Annotated in this window: 25 protein-coding genes and 1 pseudogene; 22 read left to right on the forward strand and 4 right to left on the reverse strand. The window is 48.0% G+C overall.

The genetic code is table 11. From position 1 onward, the window contains the following. Positions 1-16 precede the first annotated feature (16 nt). The 4 genes and pseudogenes from O3681_RS06975 to O3681_RS06990 all read right to left on the reverse strand — a co-directional run. Entirely contained in the window at positions 17-1,024 is a 1,008-nt protein-coding gene (locus O3681_RS06975; protein ID WP_293198248.1) for a GTP pyrophosphokinase family protein, read from the reverse strand. Then, positions 1,021-2,100, reverse strand: a complete 1,080-nt coding sequence (locus O3681_RS06980; RefSeq protein ID WP_371459598.1) for a nucleoid-associated protein — start codon at positions 2,098-2,100, stop codon at positions 1,021-1,023. Before O3681_RS06980 ends, O3681_RS06975 begins: the two co-directional genes overlap by 4 nt. Before the next feature lie 16 nt (positions 2,101-2,116). Further along, entirely contained in the window at positions 2,117-2,518 is a 402-nt protein-coding gene (locus O3681_RS06985; protein WP_371459714.1) for a helix-turn-helix transcriptional regulator, read from the reverse strand. Positions 2,519-2,596: 78 nt separating this feature from the next. Beyond that, positions 2,597-2,764, reverse strand: a pseudogene (locus O3681_RS06990) (helix-turn-helix domain-containing protein); the annotation flags it as partial. A gap of 142 nt (positions 2,765-2,906) precedes the next feature. On the opposite strand from O3681_RS06990, the gene O3681_RS06995 reads away from it, so the two are divergent. From O3681_RS06995 to O3681_RS07100, 22 genes are all read left to right on the forward strand, one after another. Beyond that, positions 2,907-3,107, forward strand: coding sequence for a DNA-binding protein (locus O3681_RS06995; protein WP_049322373.1), 201 nt, complete (start codon positions 2,907-2,909; stop codon positions 3,105-3,107). Next, complete coding sequence (locus tag O3681_RS07000; protein WP_049322374.1) at positions 3,107-3,385, forward strand: DNA-binding phage protein; 279 nt, start codon at positions 3,107-3,109, stop codon at positions 3,383-3,385. The genes O3681_RS06995 and O3681_RS07000 overlap by 1 nt, the downstream gene beginning before the upstream one ends. Positions 3,386-3,414: 29 nt before the next feature. Next, positions 3,415-4,257 (forward strand): hypothetical protein, encoded by an 843-nt coding sequence (locus O3681_RS07005; RefSeq protein WP_141756559.1) that lies wholly within the window; start codon positions 3,415-3,417, stop codon positions 4,255-4,257. Positions 4,258-4,260: 3 nt separating this feature from the next. After that, positions 4,261-6,039 (forward strand): transposase, encoded by a 1,779-nt coding sequence (locus tag O3681_RS07010; RefSeq protein ID WP_371459599.1) that lies wholly within the window; start codon positions 4,261-4,263, stop codon positions 6,037-6,039. A gap of 40 nt (positions 6,040-6,079) precedes the next feature. After that, a complete protein-coding gene (locus O3681_RS07015) occupies positions 6,080-7,225 on the forward strand; it encodes an ExeA family protein (protein ID WP_263341765.1) in 1,146 nt (381 codons plus the stop codon). 1 nt (position 7,226) lies between these two features. After that, a complete protein-coding gene (locus tag O3681_RS07020) occupies positions 7,227-7,439 on the forward strand; it encodes a hypothetical protein (protein WP_371459600.1) in 213 nt (70 codons plus the stop codon). Beyond that, positions 7,436-7,630, forward strand: a complete 195-nt coding sequence (locus O3681_RS07025) for a hypothetical protein (protein ID WP_293198286.1) — start codon at positions 7,436-7,438, stop codon at positions 7,628-7,630. Before O3681_RS07020 ends, O3681_RS07025 begins: the two co-directional genes overlap by 4 nt. Continuing rightward, on the forward strand, positions 7,627-7,914 hold the full coding sequence (locus O3681_RS07030; RefSeq protein ID WP_293198289.1) for a hypothetical protein: 288 nt from the start codon (positions 7,627-7,629) through the stop codon (positions 7,912-7,914). Before O3681_RS07025 ends, O3681_RS07030 begins: the two co-directional genes overlap by 4 nt. Further along, positions 7,911-8,396 carry a hypothetical protein gene (locus O3681_RS07035; protein WP_371459601.1) on the forward strand — a complete coding sequence of 162 codons (486 nt, stop codon included), beginning with the start codon at positions 7,911-7,913 and terminating at the stop codon, positions 8,394-8,396. The genes O3681_RS07030 and O3681_RS07035 overlap by 4 nt, the downstream gene beginning before the upstream one ends. A 4-nt stretch (positions 8,397-8,400) precedes the next feature. Beyond that, a complete protein-coding gene (locus O3681_RS07040) occupies positions 8,401-8,841 on the forward strand; it encodes a hypothetical protein (protein WP_371459602.1) in 441 nt (146 codons plus the stop codon). Further along, on the forward strand, positions 8,834-9,445 hold the full coding sequence (locus O3681_RS07045) for a DUF3164 family protein (protein WP_070712813.1): 612 nt from the start codon (positions 8,834-8,836) through the stop codon (positions 9,443-9,445). The genes O3681_RS07040 and O3681_RS07045 overlap by 8 nt, the downstream gene beginning before the upstream one ends. A 175-nt stretch (positions 9,446-9,620) precedes the next feature. Beyond that, on the forward strand, positions 9,621-9,896 hold the full coding sequence (locus O3681_RS07050; RefSeq protein WP_070646936.1) for an HU family DNA-binding protein: 276 nt from the start codon (positions 9,621-9,623) through the stop codon (positions 9,894-9,896). Positions 9,897-10,043: 147 nt separating this feature from the next. Further along, entirely contained in the window at positions 10,044-10,523 is a 480-nt protein-coding gene (locus tag O3681_RS07055; protein ID WP_315611709.1) for a regulatory protein GemA, read from the forward strand. Further along, a complete protein-coding gene (locus tag O3681_RS07060; protein WP_079453739.1) occupies positions 10,516-10,860 on the forward strand; it encodes a Mor transcription activator family protein in 345 nt (114 codons plus the stop codon). Before O3681_RS07055 ends, O3681_RS07060 begins: the two co-directional genes overlap by 8 nt. A 275-nt stretch (positions 10,861-11,135) precedes the next feature. After that, complete coding sequence (locus O3681_RS07065) at positions 11,136-12,209, forward strand: 2-oxoacid:acceptor oxidoreductase (RefSeq protein WP_371459603.1); 1,074 nt, start codon at positions 11,136-11,138, stop codon at positions 12,207-12,209. Positions 12,210-12,255: 46 nt separating this feature from the next. Further along, positions 12,256-13,191, forward strand: coding sequence for a hypothetical protein (locus tag O3681_RS07070; RefSeq protein ID WP_371459604.1), 936 nt, complete (start codon positions 12,256-12,258; stop codon positions 13,189-13,191). A gap of 44 nt (positions 13,192-13,235) precedes the next feature. Further along, positions 13,236-13,502, forward strand: a complete 267-nt coding sequence (locus O3681_RS07075; RefSeq protein WP_070616079.1) for a Gp49 family protein — start codon at positions 13,236-13,238, stop codon at positions 13,500-13,502. Then, the gene (locus tag O3681_RS07080) at positions 13,503-13,835 is read left to right on the forward strand and encodes a capsid cement protein (protein WP_063068500.1); all 333 of its coding nucleotides are present in this window, start codon (positions 13,503-13,505) and stop codon (positions 13,833-13,835) included. Between the two features lie 2 nt (positions 13,836-13,837). Beyond that, positions 13,838-14,104 (forward strand): hypothetical protein, encoded by a 267-nt coding sequence (locus O3681_RS07085; RefSeq protein ID WP_063068501.1) that lies wholly within the window; start codon positions 13,838-13,840, stop codon positions 14,102-14,104. Next, positions 14,104-14,532, forward strand: a complete 429-nt coding sequence (locus tag O3681_RS07090) for a gp436 family protein (RefSeq protein WP_070616075.1) — start codon at positions 14,104-14,106, stop codon at positions 14,530-14,532. Before O3681_RS07085 ends, O3681_RS07090 begins: the two co-directional genes overlap by 1 nt. Before the next feature lie 2 nt (positions 14,533-14,534). After that, complete coding sequence (locus O3681_RS07095; RefSeq protein WP_049332827.1) at positions 14,535-15,038, forward strand: Gp37 family protein; 504 nt, start codon at positions 14,535-14,537, stop codon at positions 15,036-15,038. Beyond that, a complete protein-coding gene (locus O3681_RS07100) occupies positions 15,038-16,432 on the forward strand; it encodes a phage tail sheath family protein (protein WP_371459605.1) in 1,395 nt (464 codons plus the stop codon). Before O3681_RS07095 ends, O3681_RS07100 begins: the two co-directional genes overlap by 1 nt. The last annotated feature ends 5 nt before the right edge of the window (positions 16,433-16,437 follow it).

The raw sequence follows: 16,437 nt of genomic DNA on the forward strand, positions 1-16,437 counted from the left end.
GGGCTTTTAAAGGGGGTTAAAAGAGTTCATGGGATGGTTGTTTATCCAAATCAGTACAAATGAATTTCAGGTTTTTGTTGTATGCAGGCAAAGGCCAGTTTTTACATACTTCATCTGCACCAACTTTCTCAATCAGCCAATAAACCAACAAAGCTGCTGGCTGACTGAAAAAATACATTTCTTCAGCATTTTCTTTTATCCGATTAGCAAGATATTTCTTCTCATTCAAAAGTGACCGGATATTAGCAAGAATATTTGAAGGGTCAATGCTGGATTGAAATGTTTCTAGAAAAATCATATTGGTTTTTTTATCAACTTCAGGAACAAGCCCTATTTCCTCTTGATAAAGCTGTGATAATTGGGGAAGAAGTTCTTCTTGTGGTTGATTTGCTTCTTTCAAAATTGCCAGAGTACGACTAAATAAGTCATCTGTAGTTTCCATCAAAGCCATGCTCTTCGCGACTTCGCGCTCTGCTTTCTTTGGAACATTGCCGTCAGGCTTGTATATATTGTCATGAACCAGCTCTGCATAAGCATGTTGGAGTAAAGAACGCACCTGAACTTCACAGCACAAATCAGCAGGGATGCTGACATTTTCGGGTGTAATGAATGCTTGTTTAGGACGAATCTCGTAATGTTTGGATTGATAGTCAAATGCTTTGGGATTTTGCTGAATTTCATCTGCAAAATCTTTCGAAACTTTAGCATTCCACTGAGATGAGGATTCAATGATTTCACAAACTATTTGAATATGTTCCGCAAGCAATACCACAAAACGTACGCCGACCAAGTCAGTCATTTGAGTTTGAGGTGAAGTGTAATTTTTTCGGCCAATCTTGGCCAGAGCTGAAGAAATCTCTTTGACTCTAGGCTTTGCTTCAATTTTTAGAAAATTGGCAACCGGAACAGGAGAAATGACATTGGATAATTGATTTTGAATTTCTTCAGCCACAAATCTACCCCAAGCGGCAAATGCCGCTTGATGGCTTTCTAAATAGTTTTTGAAATCATCAATATCACTCATTTTTGTTGTTGTAACTGTCCTTTAATTGTGACAACAGTATATTCCCCATCTTCCGTTGGCGCAATTTCCATATAGTCTTGAGTATGCTCGGGAGGAGTCAAGATAACTACACCGTTACTAAATCCGTAAGACCTCCGTTTGCGTAAACGAGTTTTAATATATTCAATATCTTTACTTACGGCATTTTGAGGAAAGTCCTTTGCCACCATAAAGTCTGTATAAGCTGTTCGTTTTTCTTGAGGTAAATGATTTTGGGCAAAATTATTTACACTAATGGTTGCTTCCGCACTTTTCAATGTAACGCGCAATGCTTCATGCGCATCTAATTTTGCATCATCACTTAAATCAGAGTTATCGATAAAATTGCGTGTCCACTCAAAAAAATTCTGCGTCAATTTACGGGAAGAAGCAGCTATACTCATACCCAAGAATACTTGATAGAAATAGGAAGCTGCCGGTTTAGTTTCCGTTTGTGTCATCAGATGGTCATACAAAAAAGCTCGATAATTCTCAGATTGTATTTGCTCTAGCGGCCTTACTGTTTCAGCCACCAAAAAACCTATCTTGAATAATCTTGCTGAATCGGTCAGTAATAATTCTTCTAAGAATTCAATCGTGATAAAGTCATCCTCTTCTTTGGTCCTGAACCCATCTTGAGGCTCAGCCTTAATCACACATAAAAATGGCTTACCAGTATCTCCAACTCTACCTTTTAAAACCAACAAAATACCACCCGGTGCATTTGTATTCAGTTGTGCATCGGTCAACATGTGAGCAAATTGTGCGGAATCTTCAATAAACTCTGCTTCGTCTTTGAGTTGTATGGCTGCTGCTATCTGAAAAAAACTATTTTCAGCCGTATTGGCAATAGACATTTCAATGCCATGAGATTTATTACCCAAAGCTTTGGTCAGCCTGTTTTCCAATGTTCTTCTTGCCGTAATAGGCAAATTAATCAACTGTGTACTGATTTTAGGTTCTACACGCTCTCTATTTTCATTTTTCGGATAAATACGATGGGTAATAATTTTTTCAATTACCAGCCCTTCAAAAGAGTAATTCGTTTCTGTCATCATTTTTTCCTATTGTAAGTTAATTAAGGTCTTTTGAGATTTGAACCACTTGGCCGATGACCTGAATATCGGGGTGGTCTGCCAACATCAATGACATCGGCGGATAGGTTTCGTTGTCCGAAATCAGCAGCAGGCTGCCGTCAATCTGTTTTTGGATGCGTTTGACCCAAAGCGTTTCTCCTGAGCGGATAACGTAAATTTGTCCGTCTCGCGGATTGTTTTTTGAGGTATCCACCAAGAGCATGTCTTTACTATGGATGGTGGGCTCCATACTGTCTCCACGTGCGGTGACACAGTTGAGGTCTTTGGCAAACAGGCCGCGTAACTTAAGCCAGTCTTTGCGATAAGCCAAGTGGTTGGCCGGCTCTGCCACTCCATAGGCGGCCGCGCCATTCCCTGCGGACACTTCTACGTCATACATGGGAATGTATGCGTATTCATCTTTGTCAATTTCCTCTATTGGGTGGAAATTCCCTCCTTTTCCAATCAGCCAATTTGCATCTATTTGAAAATTTTCCACTATGGATTGGATCATTTCTAGCGGTGGACGCTGCTTTCCTCGCAGTACATCCTTCAATCTGGTTGGTTTTTCTCCAATTTTTTCGGCAAATTCATCAAGTGTAATCTTATTAAATTCAATAACCTGCCTAATTTTCTCCAAAACCATGCCTAAAATTCCTCAAATAAGTGGAAATAAACCTTGCAATAGTGGGATATTTCCACTATTATTTACACAACATTTAACCAAGATTGTTTAAATCTTTAAACAATCAGGAATTTTAACACGAGAACGAAACAGGAGATATTCCGTGAAAGCAGAAAAAATAAAAGCAGGTTTCCGAGAGCGCGGTGAAACGATTAAGGATTGGTGCGATGCGCGTGGCTATGACCCGACTTATGTGTCTCGGATTTTGAATGGAAACGTTAAGGCAAGCCGTGGTAAGGCGCATGAAATCGCGGTTGAGTTGGGGATGAAGTCCAAATTGGATGAAGTGAAACGGAGTGCGTGATGAGTGCCAAAGGCGTACGACTTTTAAAAGTCTTTAAGGCATTGGAAGCCCATCCGATTATCGGCATCAGTAACAAGGAAATTTCAGACGGCCTCGGTATTTCGCCGGTACATGTCAGCCGGGACTTGGAAGACTTGATTGCCGAGGGCTTAGTGGTCAAGCTGGATAACGGAAATTTTGCTTACAGCATTAAAACCTTGCAAATCGCGGAACGTTTCAGACAGCAACAAGAACGTTTGACTGCACGTTTGCAGGAAATTGAACAACGAGTTTATTAAATGCGACGACGTCGTCGCATTTGCAGGAGATAAAAATGGAAGTATTAGGACACGCGGTTGGCGCAACGGCAAACGAACTGGCAATACACAGCATGGCGGTTATGGATCGTTTTTCAAATGGCGAGGCTTACAACGAGGCTGTTTGGATTGAACGTGGACGTTTTGCGGTACGCCAAACAATGGAAGGTATGTTTGAGCTGGGTCGCGCACTCATCATCATCAAAGAGCATACGCCGCATGGCCGTTTTGCTGAGATTGCCGAAAAAGAGTTTGGCTTAGGCCGACGTGAATCGCAACGCTTAATGAATGCCACGTTGCGCTTTATTGACCCAAAAATGAAACAGGCGCAGCCACAGCTGATGAAACTTGGAAAGTCCAAACTGCTGGAGCTACTGGTGGAAGATGACGACACCTTGTTGGAGTTTGCCGAAGGCGGCGAAATCAACGGCAATACGCTTGATGATGTTGACCGTATGACTGTTAAGGAGCTGCGTGTGGCCTTGCGCGAGAGCCGCGAGACGGCGGAAGCGAAAGACAAAGTCATTGCCGACAAGAACAAGAAGGTCGACGAGCTGGCCGAAAAGCTGGCTAAGAAGCAAACCGGTGTAAGAGAGCCGAAGGCGGAAGATGTGGGCAGTGAATTGACGATGCAGTTATCAAGTCTTGAGGTCGGTATCCGCAGTCAAGTTAGCCGTCTGAAAGATTTGTTCGACCAACTTAATGCGCACAGTGAGGCGCACGGGATTAGTCATCAGGCAAAAATGGTCGGGGCGTTGAATCAGATTATTTTGGATTGCAACGGCATCCGCGAGAGCTACGCTCTACCGATGGAAGCCCCTCAAGATGAGACGCCGGAGTGGTTGGGAGAATAAATCATGAACGCCGGATTGGTAGAAAGACTGACTGAAATCGAGGCTCAAGCCGCTTTGCTTGGACGGGGAGAACGGTCGGAGTATCTGAAACGGTCGGCACAGGATTTAGGGGTATCGCTCGCTACGCTCTATCGGAAATTGGAGTCTGTGAGTGTTAAGCCGAGCCGAAAACGGCGAAGCGATGCCGGTAAAACGGAACTGAAGCTGGAAGAAGCCAAACTGATTTCGGCTGTACTGGTGGAGGCCATGAGGCGCAACGGCAAGCGGTTGATGTCGGTCAAGCAAGCAGTGGAGATGCTGCGAGCCAACGGCAAAATCGAGGCGGCGCGGATTGATGAGGAAACGGGGGAAGTAAGTCCTCTTTCTGAAAACACCATTACCCGGGCTTTACGAGAGTACAAGCTACATCCCGACCAATTACTTCAGCCTGATCCTGTCAGCCGTATGAAATCTGAACATCCGAATCATTGCTGGCAAATCGACCCTAGTTTGTGTGTTTTGTATTACCTGCCGCGACACGGCAAGGATACGGGGCTTAGGGTGATGAAAGAGGAGGAATTCTACAAAAACAAACCTAAAAATGTTGTGAAGATTGAGCAAGACCGCGTGTGGCGTTACACCGGCACCGACCATGCCAGTGGAACGATTGTCGCCCGGTACTACTTCGGTGGCGAGACGAGTGCGAACTTGTGCGATTTCTTCATCTTCATGATGCAAGCCAAGGAGGATGTGCATAAGGATCCTATACGCGGTGTGCCGCGCATGGTCATGCTTGACCCGGGAAGTGCGAATACGTCGTCTGCTTTTAAAACGCTGTGCAAGTCGCTTGATGTGCATGTGCAGATCAATAAACCCGGCAACCCCCGTGCCAAAGGTCAGGTAGAGAAAGCCAATGACATTGTGGAAACATCTTTTGAAAGCGGTTTGCGCTTTACCGAGGTGCACGATATCGACCAACTGAATGCCCTGGCAGAGCGTTGGATGCGTTACTACAACGGTACGCAGATTCACAGCCGTCACGGTATGACCCGCTATCAGGCGTGGAACAAAATCAAACCGGAGCAGCTGATCCTGCCGCCTCCTGCGGAATATTGTCGTGAGCTGGCAATCAGTGCGCCAAAAGAAGCCAAGGTATCGGCTGATTTGGAAATACGCTTCGGCGGTCGTTTCTACAGTGTGAAAGCCATTCAGGGCATATTAGTTGGGCAGAAGGTTTTAGTAGCCAAAAACCCTTGGGAAGAGAACGGAGCGCGAGTGGCAACGTTTGATGCAGACGGCCGTGAAACATGGGTGGCTGTGCCGGAAGTGGTGTTTGACGATATGGGCTTCAGAGCCGATTCGGCAGTCATCGGTGAGGAGTACAAGGCACCGGGGAATACCGATGCCCAGCAATATGCTAAGGAACTCGACAAGATGGCTATGGGAGCGGAAACGCTGGAGCAGGCGGCAGCCAATCGAAAAGGCAAGGCTGTACCGTTCGGCGGATCTATAGATCCATTCAGACACCAGGAAGATACGCTCGCTACACGCAATACGCTCTATTTGGATCGTGGCGGCCAGCAGATGGAATACAACCGGATGGAAGTCGCCGAGCAGGTATTGAGCAAGGTGGGAATAGCGAAGCTGTTGAAGCCGCGTATCGAAGCCGAAGGTGGAGACTGGAAACAGGCTGTTGTGCTCATTACCAAACATTATCCGGACGGTGTGGCCGCCAGTCAGTTGGAAGCGGTTTTTGACAAGCTGAAAACGGCAGGCCGTCTGAAATTACATAAAACCGGTTAGGCAAATGCGACGACGTCGTCGCATTTGCGGAAAGGAAACGATGAAACAAAGTTTTCAAAAAATCGGCAAATCCTATGCCGCCGTCGCAGCCGAAATCGGATGCAGCAAGCCAATGCTGGTAGCGGTAGTCAATCACGGGCAATGGCCGAAAAAAAACGCAGCCGAGCTGCGAAGGAAATTGAAACAATTTTTTGAAAAGAATGGTGCGGAAATCCCAGCGAGCCTGAGAAACGAGCCGGAAACCGCACCTGCCCAAGCAACTTACGAAGACAAGGACAATGAGATGTTACTACGAAAAGCAACCCTGAACCAAGCCGCAAAACAGCATTTTGGATTATTCCGCGACCCGTTCAACGATGAAATCCAGTCGGCAGACGATGTGTATATGACGTCAGATGTGCGTTATGTACGTGAGGCAATGTTTCAGACGGCCTGTCATGGCGGTTTTGTGGCAGTGGTCGGTGAAAGCGGCGCGGGTAAATCTACACTGCGCGAAGACCTGCAAGACCGTATCAACCGCGAAGGCCGTCAGATTGTGTTGATTGAGCCTTATGTGCTGGCAATGGAAGACAACGACCAAAAGGGCAAGACACTCAAAGCGGTACATATCGCTGAGGCAATTTTGGAGGCGGTTGCGCCTGGAACAAGCCCGAAACGCAGTCCGGAGGCTCGTTTCCGCCAAATCCATCGCGCTCTGACTGAAAGCGCAAAAGCCGGTAACAAGCACCTGCTGCTGATTGAAGAGGCTCATGGCCTGCCTCTGCCGACCCTGAAACACTTGAAACGCTTTTTTGAGCTGAAGAACGGTTTTGAACGACTGCTCGGCATCGTCTTAATCGGTCAGACGGAGTTGGCGCAAAAGCTCAGCGAAAACAATCCTGCTGTGCGCGAGGTGGTGCAACGTTGCGAGGTAGTTACCCTCCTGCCTCTGACTGACGGCAAGCTGGAAGGCTATTTGAAACACAAGTTTGCCCGGGTCGGTGCGGATGTTTCAAAAATTTTGAACCAAAGTGCGGTGGATGCGGTTGCGGAACGTTTGACTGTGAAGAGCAGAACGAGCAAAGGGATTGAACAGAACAGCCTGCTCTATCCGCTGGCCGTCAACAATCTTGTGGCTGCGGCGATGAATCAGGCGGCGGAATTGGGGTTTGAACTTGTTGACGGCGATGTGGTACGGGGGGTGTGAGATGAATATGCGTACGAAAATTAAAGTTATCTGTTTGTGTTTCATCGTTGGGGCTGGTCAAGCTTTTTTGTGGGAAACCATTAGCAGTAAATCTGTACAGCCAAACTGCGATAAAGAGGTTGCCGACCAGTTATGGGAGGCGGTGTATGGCGGAATGAGCGATACGGACAAAATGGCAGGCGTAGTTTTGGAGCCCATCGGAGCGGAAAAATGAACAGGGATTACAGCAAAATCAAAGTGTCGGTATGGCGCGAAAAAGGCGGTCATCTTGTCACTGAGCTGACAACGGTGTCGGGTAAGTTTGTGATGATGTATGTGTCGTCTCGGCTATCGGATGAAATTGAGGATGTGGTTCAGACGGCATTGCGGTGTTTGAGCCGTAAGGATTTGGAGGCAGCGATATGACAATTTATCTAAATATAGCCCGTGACGGCATTATCAAGGTTACTCAGGATACTGCTTTGGGAAACCAAGAAGGCGATACAGATTACCTAAGTAAAGAGCTGAATGAGGGCTGTACGCTTGAAGAAGTTTATGCGGTTGTCGCTGCAAATACATCTTGGAGAAACGGGTTGTTTTATTTCCCTCCGGTGGATGTAGAAGATGGTGATCAGGCATGTGATGCGGCTATTGATTTTTCCGACTTGGTTTATTGCAGCCTCAAAAGGCTGATGGAGGCAAGAACATGAAAGTACGCTGCCCTACCTGCGGTGCGGTGATGAGCTTGGATGTATTAATCGCCCATGATGATGCCCGCGAAGCCCTGATTGCCCTGACCGGCATTTCGGACGAGCTGGTCAAAGCGATATTGCGGTATTTGACACTGTTTCGTCCGGCTGAAAAGGATTTAAGTTTTAACAGAGTTTCAAAGCTATTGGGAGATTTGCTGCCTATGATTCAGGCAAGGATGGTCGAGCGCAACCGTAAGCAATATGCAGCTCCCCGTGAAGCATGGATTTGGGCTGCAAACCGGTGTATTGAGGCGCGTGACTCAGGCCGTCTGAAAACTCCACTGACAAGTCACGGATTTTTACTGGAAAACATTACATTTTGGCAGCCGGAAAGAATGGCTTCAACTCCTGCTGTCTGTAATGCGGCTGAATCAGGGACAAAGCTTCGTACCGGTGTGGGGAATTTGATGGAGTGGGCAGGAAATGGAGAACCAGCATGAATGGTTGAAAAAGGAAATCGCCAAAGGGTTTATGTTGCTATCTGCCTTAAATCTAAAAGGCCGACCGGCTGCTAAAGACCTGACGGCGGTAGCCCAAGTGTGGTACGGCCTTCTGCTCAAACAAAAATGGCAGCCTGATCGTGATGTATCAAGGGTAAAAATGGCGTTTGAGAGTATCGCTGTCTCACAGAACGAATGGCCGAATCCATCTGACTTAATCCGCTATCTGCCGCCTTTGGAAATAAAGATGGCGCCTAGGTTGGATGAAAAACATACTCCTACTACATACGGTAAACAGCAAGCAAAAGCATTGAAACAGAAGTTGGCAGTATTGAAAACTGCACCCTGTATGAACAGGGATTGGATACACGGCCAACGCCACCGGACGGTGGATGAATGTAGAAAGATATATGCCGACAGGCAGAAAGGTATTAAAAATGAATGAACTGGATTTGAGCAAATACCGCAAAGATGCAAAAGGTAATTTGGTGCCGGTAGACAATATTAAGGAAATGGATTTATTGCGCGACGAGCTGGTCATGGAGCTGGCAGGAAAGGCTCGGTCGGTACAAGAAAAGATTGTGGATTTCAAACGTGGTGCTGTCGAGGATATTGCGGCGTTTGTACAGCTCTCCGCCGACCGTTACGACGTATCGTTGGGCGGCAAGAAAGGCAATGTCACTCTTCACAGCTTCGACGGGCAATATCGTGTAAATCTTGCTATGCAGGACACGCTGGTCTTTGATGAAGGTCTGCTTGCCGCCAAGGCTTTGATTGATGAGTGCATCAATGAGTGGACTGAGGGCAGCCGGACGGAGTTGAAAACGCTCATTAATGCGGCATTCCAGGTTGATAAAGAAGGCAATATCTCTACTGCTCGTGTTCTTGGGCTGCGCCGGTTGGCAATTAAAGATGAGAAATGGCAACGCGCTATGGATGCTTTGAGCGATAGTTTGCAAGTTCATACAAGCAAGCAATTTGTACGAATTTACGAACGTGGTCAAGACGGCGAGTATCAGCTGATGAACTTGGATATTGCGAAAGTGTGATTATGCTGCTGTTTTTATTTTCTGCCTCAATCTTCGTCTATTGGTTAATCCACTTGGTATTTCGGGTAGACGATTGGAAAGACCAAGATGAAGACAACTGGCTGGACGGAAAAGATTAAAGAGTTTAACCGCGCGGCACGGTCTGCCGTTTTTATTAAATCATTTGGAGTTAATCATGCATAAAACTGAATTGGTGGCCGCATTGGCCGAAAAAGCAAACGTAAGTAAATCTACTGCAGCTGATGTCTTGAATGCCTTTGAGACTGTTGTGACTAACGAGCTGATTGCCGGTGGCGAGGTTCGATTAACCGGTTTCGGTACGTTCTATGTTGTAGACAAGGCAGAACGTCAAGGTCGTAACCCTAAGACCGGCGAGGCATTGGTCATCGCTGCCCATACTACGCCTAAATTTAAAGCCGGTACGGATTTGAAAAAAGCAGTCAATCCATAGCCAGGCTATAAAAAAGGCCGTCTGAAACTTTCAGACGGCCTTTTTTATTTGCCAAATGACTACCGGCAAATGTAGAATCATGCATAATATATTGATTTATTTAAATATATGAAACAGCGTTTCAGTATGTGAAAAGAAAGGATTAGCATGGAAACGGCAAAAGCGAAAAAACAGCGTTTAATCCGTCTGATTCACGTCGGTAAAACGCAGTTGATGATGGCCGATAGCGAGTACCGTACGCTATTGGCCAATATTTCGCGCGGGAAAACGAGCAGCACTAAGTTGTCGGTCGATGAGTTAGAACTGGTGGTAACGGCTCTGAAGGCGCGTGGTTTTGTAGTAACGACAAAAGCGCAGGCTAAAAGTGACAAGCTGGATATTAAAGTCCGGCCTGCCCATCCTGCGGTTGATGGCCAAATTAAAAAAATACGTGCGTTATGGCTTGAGCTACACGGTATCGGTGCAGTAAGAAATCCGTCCGAGCTGGCTTTGGGTAGGTTTGTAAAGCGTATGGTCGGCGTTGATTATCATGGCTGGCTTGATATTGATAATGCACAGAAGGTCATTGAACACTTGAAACAATGGTTGTTACGCGAGGAAAGAAAACTGGAGGTGCTAAGTGGCTGATGAACGCGTACCCGAGCTGGTGACCGATTTGGAAGACCAAATGTCTGCCTGTTTATGTTCTGAGCTGCCGATGTTGGATAAAACTCAGGCGAAGGTGGTAAGTAAGAAGGTGGCAAGATTCATTACGGATAACTGGGGAGGCCAATTGATTTATATCCCGAAGAACCATATCGGCAAGGTATCGGAAAGAGACCAACAGGTATATCGGGAATTTAATGGTAAGAATCATGCAGCGTTAAGTAAGAAATTTGATTTAACTGTTCAACAAATCTATCGCATTGTGAAAGCAGTCGGAGATGCGGAAAGGTCGAAAAGACAGACTGATTTGTTTGGATAAGTCTCGTAATAAAACGGAATGGCGGTCAGGTTTTGTCCTGACCGCTTTTATATCGCGTTTCTCGGCTCGGTCGGGGGTTTGCCTACACTGAGCCATAAACTCGCTAAAAATGCCGTTTTTGCGCATTTTGAGGAAAACATGTTTTAAACCGCATTAAAAGCCGTTTCAGACGGCCTTTGTCAAAATAGCCTCATCAATCCGATGGGGCTTTTTTTGTGAAAAAGTTGTTTGAAATTTTTAAATCCGGCACGCGTACTGACAATAACGGCCGAAAAGTGACGATTACCGATGCGGATGTGGCTCAGGCAGCTGCTGCATATGATCCAAAGCTGCATGAAGCACCACTGGTTATCGGCCATCCGAAGACCGATGCTCCGGCCTATGGCTGGGTGGGCAGTCTGCAAGCCGATGGTGGTGTGCTGTCGGCCGATTTTGCGCAAATGGACGATGATTTTGTCAGTCTTGTACAAAGCGGCCGTTACAAAAAAGTGTCGGCCAGTTTCTATCCGCCCGACAGCCCGAGTAATCCGAAGCCAGGCTCTTGGTATCTGCGCCATGTCGGTTTTCTCGGTGCGCAACCACCTGCGGTAAAAGGTTTATCCGCCATTAATTTTGCTGAAGACGATGAGTATGTCGAGTTTTCCGAATATGCACACCGCCGCACGGCCTCGATTTTCCGCCGTCTGCGTGAGTGGCTGATTGAGCAGTACGACGCGGCCACCGCCGATAAAGTCGTTGCCGATTGGGGAATTCGCGACATTGAAGAATCGGCAGACTGGCAGCCCGAACCGCCCACACCGGCATTTGCCGACCCTGTAACCCCAAACGAATCTCAAACCCATGAAAACAAGGAGACCTCTATGTCGCCCGAAGAACAACTGGCAGCCGAAAAAGCCGCCCGTGAAGAAGCCGAAGCTAAGGCAGCCGCTGCGGAAGCAGAGCTGAAACGCTTGCAAGACGAGCAAGACCAAGCCTTGCGTGAAGGTCAACATGATCAGAATGCCGAATTTGCCGAAGCCTTGGTAAAAGAAGGCCGTCTGAAACCCGCTGATAAGGATTTGGTGGTGCAGGTATTGGACTTCACGGAATACCCCGAACATACCAGCGTCGATTTTGGCGAAGGCAGCACCATTGGCGAAGCGTTGCGCCAATTCTTGCGCAACCTCCCGGAAGTATTGCCAAGCGGCCACTATACCAAAGGGACTACTCCTATGGCCGCCGCTGGACTGCCAGCCGATTTTGCCGAAGCGGCTAATCCTGATGCGCTGAGCCATCACGAACGTGCTGTGGCTTTGGCAGCCAAAGAAGGCATCACCTACGAAGAAGCGGCACGTCGTACCGCCGTTTAACCCAAAAGCGACGATGTCGTCGCATTTCAATTTGAAAGGATGAACGATGAGTTCTCATTTGCGCCGCCTTCGCGGTCAGGTCGATCCAGTTTTAACCAATCTGGCAGTCGGTTATAAAAACGCGGAATTTATTGCCGAGAAAATTTTCCCTCAAGTATTCACTGATAAAGAAGGCGTACAGGTGCCGGTGTTCGGCAAAGGCTCTTTTGTCGAATACGACACCAAGCGTGCCGTCGGCGCAGCGTCTAACGTGATTACTTTGGATGCGCCGAACTATCTGCCGATTGTGTTGGAAGAACACGATTTAGCGGCTGGTGTGGATTACCGTGAGCAAGCGGAATCGCTGTTTAACGAGCAAGCCAAAGCTACCCGTCGCGCTACCAAGGGTGTGCAACTGCGCCAAGAAATCGAAACGGCTGCTTTGCTGCAGGCGAAATCTGCTTATCAGAGTGGCCACACTAAAGATTTGGCGGCTACGAAAAAGTGGAGTGCCGATAATTCAGACCCGTTGGCCGATATTGAAAGTGCACGTGAAACCGTCCGTGCAGCTTGCGGTGTGCGCCCCGGCGTATTGGTAGTAGGTGCCAGCGTGTTGTCTCAACTCAAGCGCAATAAGGCTCTCCTCGCTTCTCTGTCCGCCAATGACCGTAAATCTCTCTTGACTGTTGAACAGTTGAAAAACCTGCTGGAACTGGATGACATCATTGTCGGTCAGGCTGTTTCATCTGTTGCAACCGGCAAACCCACCAAGGACGTTTGGGGCAAATTTGCCAGTCTGATTGTTCGACCCGAATTGGTTTCAGACGGCAATGACGAAGGCGAACCTGCATTCGGCTATACCTTCCGCCGCCGTGGCATGCCTGTGGTCGACCGTTATGAAGAAGTTGGCGGCAAAGTCGAATATGCTCGTTATACCGATATCCGCAAAGCGGCTGTGGTGGGTAGTGCGTGCGGTTTCTTGTTTGAAAACACCGTAGATTAATTGACAAGGCCGTCTGAAGTGCCTAGACGGCTAGGGAGAAAAATATGAGCTTAAAGATTACACCTCAAGAAATCGAAAACAAGATTGATAAGGCTGATTATCACCGTGTGGGTGAGACAACTGCAATCGTTTGCTCGTTGACCCTGAAATCGGGTTTTGTCGTGATTGGTAAGGCGGCTTGTCTTAGCCACGATATTTTTGATGAACAGATGGGCTGTGAATTGGCATACCAAGATGCTATTCGCCATCTGTGGGAATTGGAAGCTTATCGTTTGAAAGAAAATGCAGTTATGCAGAAAGTAGAGGTTTAAATGGCTCAAACCAAACAAGTGGTACTGGTAACTACCATTACCGCGACAGGCGCAATTGTGAAAAACCGCTTTGTTAATTTTAAAGGTGCACAGGCTAAAGCCGGCGAGGCCGTTTTGGGTGTCGCTCCATATGATGTTGAAACTGGTGATACTGCTGCAGTCGATGTGGTCGGTATTGCTGTTGTCGAATCAGGTGGCGCAGTGGCTATCGGTGCCGAAGTAGGTGCAGACGCACAAGGCTGTGCAGTATCCGGTGCGGCAAAAATTGCCGGTACGGCTCTGACTGCTGCAACCGCCGCAGGTGAAACTGTTCGTGTATTGTTGAAAGGTTAATCATGGCTAAGGTTTATATCGCAAACACTGCATTGATTCTTGAAGACGAAGCCGGTAAGCAATTCCGTGTGGAAGCAGGTGAAGCAGTTGAGTTGACACCTGAACAATACGAATCAGTGGCCGCTCATGTGACGCCGACGGCAACTACAGGCGAAGAGCTGGATGCACAACAGGCAGAAGCTCAAGAGAAAACGCCGTCTGAATCTAATCCGACTGAAGATCCTGAGTCCAAAACCAAAACGCAACGCAAAACAAAGGCGGACGCGTAATGTACTACATCAACGCCGAAAATATGCTCAAGGCTATGAGTAAGCCGGAATTGGTGCAGTTGACCAACGATGAGCCGCGCGCGACTGACCCTGACTGGGATGTGGTCGATGAAGCGATTCGGTATGCCTGTGATTTGGTTGACGGCTACTTGCGCGGACGCTACCCGCTGCCGCTCAAGTCAGTGCCGACTGTGTTGCCGCCATTGTGTATCAACATTGCCCGCCATTTCCTGCACTCGCGCCGCATCAATCGGGCGGATTTTCCGAAAACGTTGGAGACTGCCTACAACGCGACTCTGAAAACGTTAGAAGCCATCCGCGACGGAAAAATACATATCGGCGTTGATACTTTGGACAAAGAGGCGCAGCCGGAGCCAGGTGCGTACCACACGCGTGGCGGTTCGCGTATTGACATGACGGGGTATTGATTGTGAGTGCGACACGTCCTGTTATTGACGCGGTAGTTGAGCATTTGCAGACGGCCATTCCATGGGTCATCGTGGAAGCGTTCCCCGAAAGGCCGTCTGAATACCAGTTTATCCACCCGACCGGTGCGATTTTAGTGGGCTACGGTGGCAGTAAGTTCACTGATTTGGAACATTTGGGCAACATTGCCCAGCAGCGCGACATGACGCTGGTGTTAACCGTTATCGGCAGCAATCTGCACGGCGATGAAGGCACACTGGCAATTTTAGACGAAGCTAGGTTGGCGATTGTCGGCTTCCGCCCTCCAAACTGTCTTCCGTGTCATTTATTGCAAGAGCGTTTTTTAAACGAAGATGCCGGTGCATGGCAGTATGAGCTGACCGTTCAGACGGAAACTCAACAAGTCGAAGTTTGTAAGCCCAATACCAATCCCTTGCTCATTAAGGTGCATGGCCGCTTGAATGGAAATGCATTAAACCCTGATTTAAAAACTAAGGAGAATTCATAATGGCAGCAGCCTATCATCATGGTACGGAGACCATCCGTATTGACGGTGGTTCTAATCCTGTCTATACCGTTGACGGTGCGATTACGGCTATTGTCGGTACTGCACCAGTCGGTGCGGTCAACGAATTGACTGTGTGTCAAACCAAGAAAGACTTTGCACAATTTGGCGGTGAGCTGACCGGTAAAGGCTTTACATTGCCTGACGCGGCCAATATTTGGACACGTTATGCTTCTGGTGTGGCTTATGTGATTAACGTGTGCGATCCCGCACGCCATAAGACCCAAGTACAGGACGAAGTATTGACCGTCGACAGCAATACCTTGACGGCCTATACCGACAAACCTGCACTTCTGATCGGTTATGCCCTGACTGACGGCGCAGCCGCACTGATCGAAGGCCAGCACTACACCATCAACGCGCTAACCGGCGAGATTGTGTATAAAACCAAACCGACCGCCCCGAAAATCAGTTACAGCTACGTAGACCCGACCAAAGTAACAGAGGCCGACATCATCGGTGCATATGTCGCGGCTACTGGACAGCGCACGGGCTTGGAGCTGCTCTCAGAAGGCTACAATCGCCAAGGCGCAGATGCCAAAATCATTATTGTGCCGAATTACGACAAAACGGCTACCGTCGCCGCCAAAATGATTGCCGTGGCCGACAACCTGAATGCAATTGCCTATATCAACGCACCTGAAGGCACGACCTTGAGCAAAGCTCTCGAAGGCCGTGGGCCATTGGGTACGATTAATTTTCAGACATCAAGCGACCGTGCCGAGCTGTTTTTCCCGCATGTGATCGGTCTGTTGGGTATGGAATCACTGGCTACCCACGCTGCCGGTCTGCGCATGAAGACCGATGTTGAGCAGGGTTATTGGTTCAGCAAATCTAACCGCGAACTCTTGGGCGTAACCGGCGTGGGAATCGGTCTGACTGCTCGCGCCGACGACCCGCAGTCCGAAACCAACCGCCTCAATGAAAAAGGCATTACTACCGTCTTCAATAGCTATGGTACTGGGTATCGTATGTGGGGCAACCGTCTTGCCTGTTTCCCAACTACTTCTCACATCAAGAACTTTGAGGTAGCCCAACGTACCGGCGACTTGATTGACGAGTCCATCCGTCGCGCTGAGCTGCAATATGTCGACCGCCCGATTGACGAAGCCTTGCTTGACAGCCTGCTGGAAACCGTCCGTACCTACATGAGTACGTTGCCATCCATCGTCGGCTTCTCTCTGAGCTTGGACTACGACTACGATTTAGTCGACGCATTCAGCAAAGGCCAAGTCCCCATCGTATATTCCTACACACCGAAAATCCCGGCCGAACGTCTGACCAATACCTCGGTCATGACCCGAAAATATCTGGCCAACTTGGTCAGCGGCAATTAAGGAGC

It is taken from the genome of Neisseria sp. 27098_8_158 (genome assembly GCF_041433145.1).
GTDB classification, from domain to species: domain Bacteria; phylum Pseudomonadota; class Gammaproteobacteria; order Burkholderiales; family Neisseriaceae; genus Neisseria; species Neisseria subflava_E.

Excerpts from the sequence above, each read along its gene's own strand:
- O3681_RS07025 (WP_293198286.1), top strand. The coding sequence starts at position 7,436 with ATGAACAGGGATTACAGCAAAATCAAAGTGTCGGTATGGCGCGAAAAA.
- O3681_RS07020 (WP_371459600.1), top strand. The coding sequence starts at position 7,227 with ATGAATATGCGTACGAAAATTAAAGTTATCTGTTTGTGTTTCATCGTT.
- O3681_RS07000 (WP_049322374.1), top strand. The coding sequence starts at position 3,107 with ATGAGTGCCAAAGGCGTACGACTTTTAAAAGTCTTTAAGGCATTGGAA.
- O3681_RS07015 (WP_263341765.1), top strand. The coding sequence starts at position 6,080 with ATGAAACAAAGTTTTCAAAAAATCGGCAAATCCTATGCCGCCGTCGCA.
- O3681_RS07010 (WP_371459599.1), top strand. The coding sequence starts at position 4,261 with ATGAACGCCGGATTGGTAGAAAGACTGACTGAAATCGAGGCTCAAGCC.
- O3681_RS07035 (WP_371459601.1), top strand. The coding sequence starts at position 7,911 with ATGAAAGTACGCTGCCCTACCTGCGGTGCGGTGATGAGCTTGGATGTA.
- O3681_RS07090 (WP_070616075.1), top strand. The coding sequence starts at position 14,104 with ATGTACTACATCAACGCCGAAAATATGCTCAAGGCTATGAGTAAGCCG.
- O3681_RS07085 (WP_063068501.1), top strand. The coding sequence starts at position 13,838 with ATGGCTAAGGTTTATATCGCAAACACTGCATTGATTCTTGAAGACGAA.
- O3681_RS07050 (WP_070646936.1), top strand. The coding sequence starts at position 9,621 with ATGCATAAAACTGAATTGGTGGCCGCATTGGCCGAAAAAGCAAACGTA.
- O3681_RS06980 (WP_371459598.1), bottom strand. The coding sequence starts at position 2,100 with ATGATGACAGAAACGAATTACTCTTTTGAAGGGCTGGTAATTGAAAAA.
- O3681_RS07045 (WP_070712813.1), top strand. The coding sequence starts at position 8,834 with ATGAATGAACTGGATTTGAGCAAATACCGCAAAGATGCAAAAGGTAAT.
- O3681_RS07075 (WP_070616079.1), top strand. The coding sequence starts at position 13,236 with ATGAGCTTAAAGATTACACCTCAAGAAATCGAAAACAAGATTGATAAG.
- O3681_RS07070 (WP_371459604.1), top strand. The coding sequence starts at position 12,256 with ATGAGTTCTCATTTGCGCCGCCTTCGCGGTCAGGTCGATCCAGTTTTA.
- O3681_RS06985 (WP_371459714.1), bottom strand. The coding sequence starts at position 2,518 with ATGTATGACGTAGAAGTGTCCGCAGGGAATGGCGCGGCCGCCTATGGA.
- O3681_RS07030 (WP_293198289.1), top strand. The coding sequence starts at position 7,627 with ATGACAATTTATCTAAATATAGCCCGTGACGGCATTATCAAGGTTACT.
- O3681_RS07055 (WP_315611709.1), top strand. The coding sequence starts at position 10,044 with ATGGAAACGGCAAAAGCGAAAAAACAGCGTTTAATCCGTCTGATTCAC.
- O3681_RS07080 (WP_063068500.1), top strand. The coding sequence starts at position 13,503 with ATGGCTCAAACCAAACAAGTGGTACTGGTAACTACCATTACCGCGACA.
- O3681_RS06975 (WP_293198248.1), bottom strand. The coding sequence starts at position 1,024 with ATGAGTGATATTGATGATTTCAAAAACTATTTAGAAAGCCATCAAGCG.
- O3681_RS07100 (WP_371459605.1), top strand. The coding sequence starts at position 15,038 with ATGGCAGCAGCCTATCATCATGGTACGGAGACCATCCGTATTGACGGT.